Genomic DNA, 12,779 nt, shown 5'->3' with positions numbered 1-12,779 from the left:
GATAAATCTAATAAAAATAAAAAATGAAAATAGGAATTCTGGGTGGCGGACAGCTGGGAAGAATGCTGATACAAAGTGCACTGAAGTATGATGATGAGTTTTATACTCTGGATCCGGCTTCTGATGCACCATGTCATAATATCTCGTATTTTACACAGGGAAATTTTAATGACTATGAAACGGTTTTGAACTTCGGAAAAGATAAAGATGTCGTAACTATTGAAATAGAACACGTAAATGCCGAAGCATTGGCAGAACTTGAAAAACAAGGAATAAGAGTGGTTCCTAATGCCAATATCATCAAAACGATCCAGCAAAAAATCCTTCAGAAAGAATTTTATAAAACTCATGATATCCCAAGCCCTGAATTTCAGGTAGTATGGAACAGTGATGAGAAAATCATTATGCCGTTGCCGTTTGTTCAGAAAATGAATACAGGAGGTTATGACGGGAAAGGAGTACAGGTGATCAAAACAGAAGAAGATTATCAGCATATATGGACAGAAGCTTCAGTCATTGAAAGTCTGGTCGATATTGATAAGGAGCTCTCCGTCATTGTGGCGAGAAATGAAAAAGGAGAAACCAATATTTTCCCGGTAACGGAAATGGTTGCCGATCCAAAACTGAATCTTTTGGACTTCAATGTATGTCCGGTTCTTCTGACAGAAGATGTTCAGGAGCAGATTGATTCTATTACAGAGAAATTTTTGAATGCAGTAAATTCTCCGGGACTATTTGCCATCGAATTATTCCTTGATAAAGAAGGAAAAATATGGGTGAATGAGACCGCTCCAAGACTTCACAATTCTGGACACCAAAGCCAGGAAGGAAATACCAATTCACAGTTTGAACAAATGTACCGTGTGGTAAAAAACCTTCCTTTAGCAGATACTGATGCCATTACTTACAGCGGAATGCTGAATCTGGTAGGAGCAGAAGGGTATGAAGGAAAAGTAGTTTATGAAGGAATGGAAGATGTTCTTAAGTTACCTGAAACCTACATTCATTTGTATGGTAAAACAGAAACCAAGCCGGGAAGGAAAATGGGACACATCAACGTTCTTGCAGATTCCAGAGAAGAGCTGATGGAAAAGCTTGTACAGGTAAAAGGAATGGTGAGAGTGATTGCTGAGTAATATCAGGTTAAAATAAATAAAAGGGAGCTGTTTTTAAATATAAAACAGCTCCCTTTTATTTTGTTATATCATTATTCAATAGGAACGGGTTTTAGCCCGTTTACCAATGATTATAGATTCAATTGGCTTTAACCAAAACTTAATTTTAGGTTTCGGCTAAAGCCAAATGTATGCATGTTGTTTATATCGGGCTAAAGCCCGACGCTATTGATGACTCAATTATTTAATAATTTAAGAAAAGTGATTATTCGCTCATAGGTAACCTCTTCCAGCTCCCATTCTTTTACTTAAAAATCTTCTGAATCACATTTCCGATCTCCACAAAATCTCCATGATTTCCTACGGAACGTATTTCCGGACTGTTTTTATCATATTCTGAGAAAGGGAATATCAAAAGATAATTATTATCATTCAGGTTTCTGTTCAGAAGTTCCGGAATCAGTCTCATCCGCGGAATATAGGACTTCATACCACGTTTTGCCATCAGAATAATTAATGCTTCATCATCTTTCAGCTGAGCAGCGGTTCTTTCTCCGTCCTGCCATGTGCTCATAATAATGAATTCTGCTTCTATATTGGCTTTTTTAATAATTTTCTGTAGAATATCAATAATATTTTCAGGGGCATAAAAAGCAACTGTCGCTCCGGAATTCCTGGCAATATTCCAGACTCTCAGTAGGGCATGGAAGAATCCAGCTTCCTGATGGGCATTTTCAGGAATCATCACTGCATATTTTTTTATGGTGGAAAGGGGTTGTGCTGCATGATAGACGAGTACATTCACATCATCATTCTGAAGATAGCCATTGTAAAGGTTATATACAAAAGATGGAGAGAATCCTTTTTCACCTTCCAATCCTATGATGAGGTCTGTAATTTTCTGTTCTTTAATAACATTGTTGACCCCATTGATAACATCATTGTCGTATCTTTTTAAGGCTTGTAACTTAACATCCGCTGCTGCCGCTGCATCTGCTGCCTGGTGAAGAAGCTTTTCTGCATTTTTCACTGAAGATTCATTTTTATCTTCATTAATGACATTTAAAGCAAACAGATCTTCTGTATTAGAGTGGGCTTTGATTAGGATTCCAAGGTTCACCATTCTTTCAACAGTGGCTTCGTGATTGATGGCCAATAGAATATTCTCTTCCTCATGAGTGTTCCCGGAAACAGTATCTTCATTGTCACTTTCCGCAATTTTCTGAGCACTTGCCATAGAAATGAAAGAGGAGATGGTACATGAAATAAGGATCAGTAAAATACTTCCGTTCAGGACATGCTCATTCAATAATCTTACAGGTTCTCCGGTTTCCGTTTCAGAGAGGATAATGTTGTATCCCACCATTACTGAAGCCAGTGTAGCCGCTGCTGAAGCAGAGCTCAATCCGAAAATAAGTTTTCCTTCTTCTTTGGTCAGTCTGAATGTTTTTTGAGTAGCCACTGCAGAAAGATATTTCCCTCCGATAGAAGCTACAAGCATAATTCCTGCTACTTCCAGCGTTTCCCAGCTTTTAAAGAAAACCTTAAAATCAATCAGCATTCCCACACTGATCAGGAAGAAAGGAATAAAGATCGCATTTCCCACAAATTCAACCCTGTTCATCAAAGAAGAAGTGTGAGGAATAAGTCTGTTTAAAGCCAATCCTGCAAAGAATGCCCCTATAATGGCTTCCACACCAGCCAATTCTGCAAGCATAGCGGCCAGATAAATCATCACCAATACAAAAATATACTGTGAGATCTTATCATCCACTCTTTTGAAAAACCAACGCCCTATAATAGGAAATACAATAAGTACAATTAAAGCAAAAACTACAAAAGAGACAGATAATTTAACCCAGAATTCTGTTCCTACATCACCCTGAGACATTCCCACAATCACGGCAAGTACCAATAAGGCAAGAATATCTGTGATCATTGTACCTCCAACGGTAATATTAACCGCTTTATTTTTTGCAATTCCCAACTTGCTTATCAATGGATAAGCAATAAGAGTATGGGACGAAAAAAGACTGGCAAACAGGATAGAAGTCAGCATAGAAAAGTGAAGAAGGTAATAACCTCCCAGATATCCCAGTACAAAAGGAACGGTAAAGGTATAGATACCAAAGGTGAGACTTTTCCATTTGTTTTTTTTGAAATCGCCCATGTCAATTTCCAGCCCTGCCAGAAACATAATGTAAAGCAATCCGGTAGTTCCCGTCACAACAATACTGCTGTCTCTGGATAATACATTGAATCCGTTGGGACCAATAATCGCTCCCGCTATAATAAGTCCTAACAGGTGAGGAACTTTAATTTTATTAAGAAGCAGGGGTGCTGCAAGGATAATAACCAGTACCAATAGGAACTTCAGTACCGGATCTTCTATAGGAAGACTCAGGTTGTGTATACTCAGTAAAATCATAAGTGTTTATTTTGTGGAACGTACTAATTCAACAGAGAACTTGGCAGTACAGCCATCAGAAGTGATGCTTCTTGTACCCTTGATCTTGTTGTCTGAAATATCATTAAGAAGAACGCTCATTTCTACATTCTTTTTAGCTGTAGAATCTGTTTTGAAAGACAATCTGATCTCATTATTTTCAAATTTGCCTGTATACAGCCTTACCAGATTATTGTTATTGATGATTTTGGTAATAGGCTGGGTAGAATCGTTATCGAATTCCCAGATATCGGTACGCTGGTCACCCACAGCATATTCACTGCAGTTGGATTCTGTACAGATTACCTTTCCGTTCCAGGGACCGGAAATTTCTGCAGGCCATGTCGCGATAACTACAGAATCTTTTTTTGTATAAATACTGTCCCTCATTTTCAGGAGCGACTGATATTCAGACTCTTTCTTGGCGAATACTTTTTCTTTTTCTAATAATTGTTTTTCCCTGTCTGTAAGGTTCTTCTCTTTCTCTTTATAGTCGCAGCTTATCAAAAGAAAAGATGCGGCCAGAAATAAAAAAAATGTGTTTTTCAGCATATTGTATAAGTTGAGTATACAATATAAGAAAAATGGAGGGAATATGAAAATGACCCGATTATACCCTTTAATATTCTAAAGGAATAAAAACAATTCCTGAGACATCATAACCTTGTATATTGGTCTTCCAGGCAGGAGATGTTTTTATGATATCAGTGAGTTGCTTTTTTATTGTATCCGGAACATTCAGATTTTTTATTTCTACGAAAGATGGAACTCCCTTTGAATCTATATCTAAAATAAGAACAGAATTTCCTTTCTCCTTTTTCTTGTGCTTCTTTTCCAGAATAGGATACACGTTTTTTTCAATCCATTGATACAATGCTGCATCACCGCCTTCGAATTCAGGATGTGGAGGCTTATTGTCTTTAAATTTTGGTGGAAGGTCTTTAGGATAAGAGCTTAGGTTTGAATTTTCTTTCACTAATGTAAGCACTCCTTTTTTATTAGGGCTATATATTTTATGGTTCATTTTTTCTGTGGTAAGATCAATATCCACAAAATGAATTTCTGTATTGTTTATTCTGTAAATGCCTCTATGAGTTTCTTCTCCTGATGTTTTTTTAACAAGGGCATTTTCCCTGATGGTATCTCCTTTATTCGGAATCAGATAGAGTTCCTGATCAATGGTCTGGTCTTTCTTGCTTTGGATATAGATTTTATAATCAAAGCTTTTCAGTTTGATATCTTCTCTGGGCTCTGCTTTTTGAGAAAAATACAAGACAGGAAGAAGTAAAACGGACATGATGGATAATTTTTGCTTCATAGTTATAATAGTTGTGTCTAAACAAATGTAAAGAAATTCTGAAACTTACCTATAAATTTTAATTATCTTCAATACATAGAAATACATAAAGCAAATGAAAAAGGGACTACTTATATTTTTGTTTTCTGCCAATCTTTTTGCTGCGCAGCAAGAGACTTCTGCACAAAATCTACCGTCTATACTTTTATGGACGAAAATCCCTGATGGACCTGGACCGGGTGGTGAAAGTATCATCTCTGACAAAGGTTCCCTCACTCATATCAGTACGCCAAAACTTATTGTTCATCAGCCTGAAAACCCTAACGGAATTGCAGTTTTAGTCATCAGTGGCGGTGGATATGCCCACATTGAATCAGGATCAGAAGGCTATCCTGCAGGAGAATGGCTGAAGTCCCTGGGAATTACAGCTTTTGAACTTCAATACAGGCTTCCCGGAGAAGGCTGGACAACAAAATCAGTTCCTTTTCAGGATGCACAGCGTGCTCTGCGAATCATTAGAAAGAATGCTGGAAAATATAAAATAGACCCCAATAAAATAGGAGTGCTCGGATTTTCTGCGGGAGGTCATCTTGCCGGATATATTTCTTCTACATTCAATACATCTTATTATCCACCTCAGGATGACACCGATTTGATTGCTGCTAAGCCCAATTTTACAGCAATGATCTATCCGGTAGTATCGATGCTGCCCCCCAACAATACTACCCATTCCTATAAATCTTTACTAGGAAAAAATGCTGATATACAGGATCAGATCAGACTTTCGGTTGAAAAGCAGGTGAACGCTCAGACTCCCATCACTTTCCTTGCCCAATCAGAAGATGATCCTATTTCTCCTGTAGAAAACAGTATTCTGATGTATCAGGCTTTGAAAAATAATAAGGTGCCTGCTGAACTGCATTTGTTTCAATCAGGAGGTCATGGTTGGGGCTTGGGTAAAAAAGGAACTAATACCGGTGAGTGGACGGACCTGTTTTTAAAATGGTTGAAAGTAAACGGAATTTATAGCAGGACAGAGTAGGTCTGTAGAAATTTAAATATTTTTTTTGAAATATAATATTAATTGTTTAGCCGTGTGTAAAACAGGTGTTTGTGGTAATATATGACAGATTTTAATATTTCAACGAACCTTTTAGTAAGCTGCTGTTAACTTTAAAAACTAATGTGTCTTTTGTGGTTGAGAAAACCCTCTTTTCGTTATTGAACCTTCTGCCTTTTGAACATTTCCGGTTTGTAATTGATAATAAAAACACCACAAATGATCATTACAGCAGCAAGGATGAATTTAAATGTCACTTTCTCATCCATAATCAGCCAGCCTAAAAATATGGCAATAATGGTATTGATATACGCCAGAATAGAAACCTGTACCGGCGAAATTTTCGTTAATGCATAATGAAATGCAAAAAAGGCAGCTACAGAACCAAAAACAGAAAGGTATATCATCGCAGAAATACTTTTTGCAGTCCAGTTTCCAAAGTTGTAATTATCTGAAAACAGAAATGCAAGAATGATCTGGACGATTCCGGCAAATAGGAATTGGTAAAATAAATTCAACGTTATATTTCCGCTCTGGATATTTAATTTTTTGGTGAAAATGGTTCCGGAAGCCCAACCTGCGATCGCACAGAAAAGGAAGATCATTCCCATTCTGTAATCCGGGTTGGCGAGATCTTGAAGTCCATCCCAGAAAATAAAAAGGATGCCGCTGAAACATAATATGATACCGCTAAGAGCCCGCAGACTGAACTTCTGTAATCCTACAGCCACACTTCCCAGAAACACCAGGATAGGTGAGCAGGCACTGATCAATGAAGCAAGACTGCTTGATACGGTTTCTTCAGCTACGGTAGTCATCCCGTTAGCAATCACCAGCATCAGGGAAGCAAAAACAATCTGATATCCTAAACTTTTCCAGCCGATCCATTTGAATTCCTTTCTCGAAAGAAGAACAAAAAGCATAATGACAGAAGCCAGAAATTGACGGATACCGGCAACAAACCATGCAGGAATTGTTTCCACAGCAACACGGATGGCTAAAAAAGTCGTTCCCCAGACAATGGCAACGGTAAGAACAGCGAAAATAAGTTTATAATCTTTCAACGTAAATCAAAGTGTAACAAGCAAATTTAGCGGTTTTAAAATGATTTTGATGGATACAGTTGCTTTGATTTTTGCCGGTACAGATGCTGGTTTGCAGGATAGAATTTGCAGCAGTTAAGAAACCGTAATGACTATTTTTCCGCTTGCTTTTCTGTCTTCAAGGAGTTCATAGGCTGTTTCTATTTGATCCAAAGTATAGGATTGATGATGGAGCTGAACCTTCAATTTTCCGGTTTCAAAAAGTTGAGAAGCCGCTTTTAAAATATCACCGTGGTGCTTTTTTCCCTCTCCACTCAATAACGGATATAGGGTAAATACTCCTGAATAGGTTGCATTACGAAAAGATAGAGGAGCAAGATTATGATTTCCCCAGCCCAGAATACTCACTACATGCCCTGTATATTTTTTTACGGCTATGAAAGAATCATCCAGCACGCTATTTCCTATTGTATCTACTATAGCATCAAATCCAATTCCGGCAGTATATTCATTCACATACTGATCAACAGGTATGGCAGTGTAATCTATGGGGGTAGCACCATAATTTTTTACCCTCTCAAAATGATCCGGGCTTACGGTAGTATATACTTCTGCTCCCATGGCTGCTGCGATCTGAACAGCCATATGACCAACACCACCGGCCCCTCCGTGAATTAATATCGTTTGACCGGGTTGTACGTTAATTTTATCAACTAATGCTTCCCATGCTGTGATGAATATTAAAGGGACTGCAGAAGCTTCCTGAAATGAGATGTTTTTAGGTTTTAAGCTAATATGTTCCGCATCAGCAGTAATATATTCTGCTAAAGTGCCCTGATGGCCGCCAATCCCACCAACCATTCCAAATACTTCATCTCCTTTTTTCAACCCTTCTACATTTTTTCCTGTTTCTATCACAATTCCTGACATATCAATGCCTGGTACAGCCGGAAGAGTGACCTTGGCGTGAGCTGCCTGCCCATTTTTTATTTTAAGGTCTAAAGGATTCAATCCTGCTGATTTGATTTGAATAAGAACTTCATGATCTTTCGGAGTAGGTTTATCTATTTCTTTTAATACAAAAGGTTTTTCAAATTGTTCTGATACCAATGCCTGCATTTTTCTGTTATTGATTTTTGAATTCATTATTTTCTTTTTTCTTCTGCAAATTTCTATGATTTGCTACCTCTGTATGTTGTATTTTTACATGATAAAAGAGTATAATATTGTCATGAAAAAAGATTTTCTTCAGCAGCCGTTTGAACTTGTTTTAAAAGAACCAGCAGAGGTATGTCCGAGAGGAGATCACAGCGTCAGTTTTTTTGAACTAGTTTATATCGTTTCAGGGGAAGGGGAGCAGGAGATTAATGGGAATACATTTTCTTACAATCAAGGAAACCTTTTTTTGCTTGTGCCGGAAGATTCCCACCGTTTCCTATTCAAAACAAAAACTCAGCTTTTTTTTATAAGATTCAATAAGGTTTTTTTTCAGCTTCATGCCATGACCCCTGTATTTATGAAACAGCTGGAGAAGGTTTTTTCCAGTCATACGCTGCAGGGATCTGTTATTAAAGGAGAGGAGAACAACCTGGTGATCAAAAAAATGATGGAAAGCCTGATGATTGCCATGCAAAGTAAGAATTTCTATAATGATGAATTAGTCCGGCTTCTTGTACAGGCTGTTTTGACGATAGTAGCTCAGAATCTGGTCAAGGAAAATATATTGGAAGTCAATGAAAGTACTGATCATAAGGCAGCAGATATTATTCAGTATGTTCAGGGGAATATTTATAATCCTAAAAAGCTAACGAGTGAAAATATCAGTACTGTGTTTGGTATCTCGAAAACGTATGTAGGCCGTTATTTTAAGAATAATACAGGAAAAACATTAAATGAGTATTCTGCTCAGTACAAGCTGAAGCTTATTGAAAACCGCCTGCGATACAGTGATATGCGGATCAGTGAAATAGCCGATGAGTTTGGATTTACCGATAAAAGCCACCTTAACAGGTTCTTTAAAAAAGTGAAAGGAATATCACCTTCTGTATTTAGAAACGAATAAAGTTGTTATTTTAAAAGAAGACATTTATCTTTGAACATCTAATAAAAATTGAAGATGGTAGGAATTATTATGGGCAGTCAGAGTGATCTGCCAATCATGGAACAGGCTGCAAATTTTCTTAAAAGCCTTGATATCCCTTATGAATTAACAGTAGTTTCAGCACATAGAACTCCGGAAAGAATGTTCGACTATGCAAAAACAGCTAAGGAAAGAGGGCTGAAAGTAATTGTTGCAGGAGCTGGAGGAGCAGCGCATCTTCCGGGAATGGTGGCAAGCTGTACTACACTTCCGGTAATCGGAGTTCCTATCTTGTCCAGTAATTCTATAGACGGATGGGATTCTGTTTTATCTATCCTTCAGATGCCTGGTGGAATTCCTGTGGCAACAGTAGCTTTGAACGGAGCTTTAAATGCCGGGATTTTAGCCGCAAAAATTTTAGGAAGCGGTAATGAAGAAGTGGCTGCTAAACTTCAGAAGTATCAGGATTCTTTAAAAGATAAAGTACTGGGAACCGTAGATGACATCAAAGCTCAGCATCCCAATCATTTTGACAAATAGTTGATCATTACACTCAAAATAAAAGCCTCACTGTACAGCGAGGCTTTTTTGTTTTTATTTTTTGATGAATTTTGAAGAGATTATTTTATCTTTCAGAATCAGCTGCAAAATGTAGTTTCCTTTTGATAAAGATCCTACATTAATCATCTCACTATTAGGATTTCCTTCCTTTACGAGTCTTCCGCTTGCATCATAAATTTTATAACTTTTAATATCCTCTAATCCTTCAATGTGGATATCATCTACTGCGGGATTAGGATAGAGCAAAAGTTTTTTTCTGAGTTTTATGTCTGATGAAGCCAGTAAGCAGTTTCCTACCGTATCACCCGACATTGCCCAACCTTTATTGATAAGAATATTCTTTTTATCTGTTACATTAGAAGCATAGGTCAAAGAGGTTACATCATCTAAGTCAATGTTATTGGCAGTATTAGGATTGTCTGCCCATCCTGCCAGTGTTTTACTGAAGTTCTCACAACCTATTCCTGTCTCCGTGAACGCCTGCATACCTTCATTAAGGGCGGCCAGATTCCAGTTGGCAAGTGATTGATTAAAACTAGGAGTCGTCTTGAGGAGCTGATCTATTCTGGTAACCTTGGTCATGTTCCAATTTTCTAAAGGCTGATTAAAGGCTGTACAGCCATGGAGAGCATGAGCCATATTGATAACTTTGGAAGTGTTCCAATTGTTTAAGGATTGATTGAAAGCAGGAATAAAATGGAACATATAACGGATATCTTCAAGACTTGAAGTATCCCAGTGATCCATCGGTTGATTGTAGCTGGAGCAAAGAGCAAACATCCATTTCATATCAGTTACCTTCGAAACGTCCCAGTTATTCAATGTTTGGTTAAAGAGTCCTCTTCCTGCAAACATAAAGGAGAGATCAGTTGCTGATGACATGTTCCAACTATTAAAATAAGGTGGATTGAACTGATCAGGAAGTGAGTTCATAATGCTGTCAAAGAGAATAGCAAACGTAAACCTGAAATTCTTAATTCTGGAAGTATCCCAATTTTGCATGGAGCTGGCACCGGTAAAGCTTTTAGTGCCGAAAAACATATAAGAGGCATCTTCAACATTACTAAGATTGGGAGTGTCAGCAGCCGTGATCTGAATGAGTTTACATTGGCTGAAGGCACTGTTCATCGTTGTCCAGACAATGTTTCCCCATTGTTCTATTTCCAGAATTTTATCAGCACTTCCGTTGATCTGCCAGATCGGGAAAACCTGATCCGGAAGCTGAACCTCCTGTACATCTCCAAATTTTATGTGTTGAAAAATACCATTTCCGTTACTCACTCTTACTCTGTATTTTGCATCATCCTTCTCTGCGATGGATGTCCCAAAATCAATAAGAACCTGTTTGGTAGAGGTTACATTGGTAAGAGAACCATTGTGCTGGGGATAGCCTACTTCCTCCCAATAAATATCATAGTTTTCACCAATTCCGGGAAACCATATTTGTTCAGAACTTGCCTGATAGGGAGCACTTACATTGATAGGCTGCATCACAGTAGAAGCGGGCTTCCAGATGGTGATAAATTCATTCTGGGCTTTCACCATACATACCAGTACAATAAAAAAGCTGGCCAATATTTTTTTCAATACCATATAGAGGAGTTTATCGTTATTTCTTAATGAATTTTGAAGAAACTGTTTTTTCTTTCATGATAAGTTGTATCATATAATTTCCTTTGGGTAAAGAGTTTACATTGATCATCTCATGATTAGGATTTCCTTCCTTTACCAGTCTTCCACTTGCATCATAAATTTTATAATTCTTAATATCACTTAAGCCTTCAATGTGAATATCATCCACTACAGGATTAGGATAAAGTAGAGGTTTTTTATCCAGCTTCAAATCTGATGAAGACAATAAACAGCTTCCCACAGCGTCACCTATTAATACCCAACCTTTATTGATGAGAATATCTCTTTTGTCTGACACATTTGACGCATATTTTATTCCTATTAAAGAACCTAGTGGAACATTGTTGGCCGTATTGGGATTGTCTGCCCATCCCAGAAGTGTTTTGCTGTAATTTTCACAATTAATACCTGACATAGTGAAAGCACTGTTCCCATTAGTAAGAGAAGCTAAGTTCCAGTTTCCTAACGGCTGATTAAAACTTGAAGCACTGGTAAGAATCTGATCTATCCTGGTTACCTTAGTTGTATCCCAGTTTTCTAAAGGCTGATTAAAGGCCGTACAGCCATGAAAGATATGCGCCATATTAGTAACATTGGACGTATTCCAATTGAGGGGCTGATTGAAAACCGGAATCATATGAAACATAAAATGCATATCTTCAAGATTGGAAGTATCCCAATTGTCCAGACGCTGATTGAAACTTAGGCACTGGCCAAACATCCAGCTCATGTCAGTTACTTTGGAAACGTTCCAGCTATTGAGAGTTTGGTTAAAAACTTCTCTTCCTGCAAACATATAGCTGAAGTTCGTAGCCGAAGACATATTCCAGGTGTCAAAATAAGGAGGATTAAACTGATCTGTTAATGTGGATGGTGCAGGATCAAATAAAAGGGAAAACATAAAACTGAAATTTTTGATTTTCGAAGTATCCCAATTTTGCATGGAAGGAGCGCCGTTAAAGCTTTTAGTACCAAAAAACATGAAGGATGCATCATCCACATTATTAAGTTTCGGAGTATCTGTTGCTGTAAGTATCATAAGTTTACATAGGCTGAAGGCGCTGTTCATCGTAGTCCATGAGATATTACCCCATTGCTCTATTTCTAACAATTTATCTGCACTTCCGTTGACCTGCCATATAGGAATGAGTTGTTCAGGAGCAGCAAATAGTTGAGGAGATCCGAATTTTATTTGTTTGAAAACTCCGCTGCCGTTAGTAACTTTTACTCTGTATTTTGCATCATCCTTATCTGCGATTGATGTCCCAAAATCAATAAAAACCTGTTTTGTAGAGGTTACATTGGTAAGAGAACCATTGTGCTGGGGATAACCAACTTCCTCCCAATAAATGTCATAATTTTCACCAATTCCGGGAAACCATATCTGCTCATTGGTAGCCTGATACGGGGCATCTACATTTAATGCCGGGAGTACAGTAGAGGCCGGCTTCCAGATGGTGATAAACTCATGCTGAGCTTTCACCATCAAAACCAACAAAAGGGAAATGAGTATTGGGATTTTTTTTAATATCATGTTGAATGTTT

The 12,779-nt window shown here is 37.8% G+C and carries 11 protein-coding genes; 4 read left to right on the top strand and 7 right to left on the bottom strand.

Features of this window, described 5'->3' with window-relative positions; translation table 11 throughout:
- Positions 1 to 23 precede the first annotated feature (23 nt).
- Positions 24 to 1,136 (top strand): 5-(carboxyamino)imidazole ribonucleotide synthase, encoded by a 1,113-nt coding sequence (locus DBR39_RS13300; RefSeq protein WP_124533830.1) that lies wholly within the window; start codon positions 24 to 26, stop codon positions 1,134 to 1,136.
- A 283-nt stretch (positions 1,137 to 1,419) separates the two neighbouring features.
- On the opposite strand, the gene DBR39_RS13295 is transcribed toward DBR39_RS13300, so the two are convergent.
- The 3 genes from DBR39_RS13295 to DBR39_RS13285 all read right to left on the bottom strand — a co-directional run bounded on the left by DBR39_RS13295 (position 1,420) and on the right by DBR39_RS13285 (position 4,879).
- Positions 1,420 to 3,543, bottom strand: coding sequence for a cation:proton antiporter (locus DBR39_RS13295; RefSeq protein WP_103232578.1), 2,124 nt, complete (start codon positions 3,541 to 3,543; stop codon positions 1,420 to 1,422).
- Between the two features lie 6 nt (positions 3,544 to 3,549).
- The gene (locus DBR39_RS13290) at positions 3,550 to 4,113 is read right to left on the bottom strand and encodes a hypothetical protein (RefSeq protein WP_124533828.1); all 564 of its coding nucleotides are present in this window, start codon (positions 4,111 to 4,113) and stop codon (positions 3,550 to 3,552) included.
- A gap of 67 nt (positions 4,114 to 4,180) precedes the next feature.
- Entirely contained in the window at positions 4,181 to 4,879 is a 699-nt protein-coding gene (locus tag DBR39_RS13285) for a hypothetical protein (protein WP_228447832.1), read from the bottom strand.
- A gap of 94 nt (positions 4,880 to 4,973) precedes the next feature.
- On the opposite strand from DBR39_RS13285, the gene DBR39_RS13280 reads away from it, so the two are divergent.
- Positions 4,974 to 5,900 (top strand): alpha/beta hydrolase, encoded by a 927-nt coding sequence (locus DBR39_RS13280; protein ID WP_124533825.1) that lies wholly within the window; start codon positions 4,974 to 4,976, stop codon positions 5,898 to 5,900.
- A 176-nt stretch (positions 5,901 to 6,076) separates the two neighbouring features.
- On the opposite strand, the gene DBR39_RS13275 is transcribed toward DBR39_RS13280, so the two are convergent.
- Together DBR39_RS13275 and DBR39_RS13270 are read right to left on the bottom strand one after the other, a co-directional pair.
- On the bottom strand, positions 6,077 to 6,982 hold the full coding sequence (locus DBR39_RS13275) for a DMT family transporter (RefSeq protein WP_124533823.1): 906 nt from the start codon (positions 6,980 to 6,982) through the stop codon (positions 6,077 to 6,079).
- A 114-nt stretch (positions 6,983 to 7,096) separates the two neighbouring features.
- Positions 7,097 to 8,107 carry a zinc-dependent alcohol dehydrogenase family protein gene (locus DBR39_RS13270; protein ID WP_228447831.1) on the bottom strand — a complete coding sequence of 337 codons (1,011 nt, stop codon included), beginning with the start codon at positions 8,105 to 8,107 and terminating at the stop codon, positions 7,097 to 7,099.
- 85 nt (positions 8,108 to 8,192) lie between these two features.
- Between DBR39_RS13270 and DBR39_RS13265 the strand changes: the two genes are divergently transcribed.
- Both DBR39_RS13265 and purE read left to right on the top strand, forming a co-directional pair.
- Positions 8,193 to 9,023: an AraC family transcriptional regulator gene (locus tag DBR39_RS13265; RefSeq protein ID WP_185147185.1), complete on the top strand. Its 831-nt coding sequence runs from the start codon at positions 8,193 to 8,195 to the stop codon at positions 9,021 to 9,023.
- 54 nt (positions 9,024 to 9,077) lie between these two features.
- Complete coding sequence (gene purE, locus DBR39_RS13260; RefSeq protein ID WP_103232583.1) at positions 9,078 to 9,581, top strand: 5-(carboxyamino)imidazole ribonucleotide mutase; 504 nt, start codon at positions 9,078 to 9,080, stop codon at positions 9,579 to 9,581.
- 54 nt (positions 9,582 to 9,635) lie between these two features.
- On the opposite strand, the gene DBR39_RS13255 is transcribed toward purE, so the two are convergent.
- Positions 9,636 to 11,195, bottom strand: coding sequence for a BspA family leucine-rich repeat surface protein (locus DBR39_RS13255; protein WP_124533818.1), 1,560 nt, complete (start codon positions 11,193 to 11,195; stop codon positions 9,636 to 9,638).
- 16 nt (positions 11,196 to 11,211) lie between these two features.
- Complete coding sequence (locus tag DBR39_RS13250; RefSeq protein ID WP_124533816.1) at positions 11,212 to 12,768, bottom strand: BspA family leucine-rich repeat surface protein; 1,557 nt, start codon at positions 12,766 to 12,768, stop codon at positions 11,212 to 11,214.
- Between the last annotated feature and the right edge of the window lie 11 nt (positions 12,769 to 12,779).

It is taken from the genome of Chryseobacterium sp. KBW03, assembly GCF_003852415.1.
GTDB classification, from domain to species: domain Bacteria; phylum Bacteroidota; class Bacteroidia; order Flavobacteriales; family Weeksellaceae; genus Chryseobacterium; species Chryseobacterium viscerum.
This window is presented reverse-complemented; position numbering and strand designations above follow the sequence as displayed.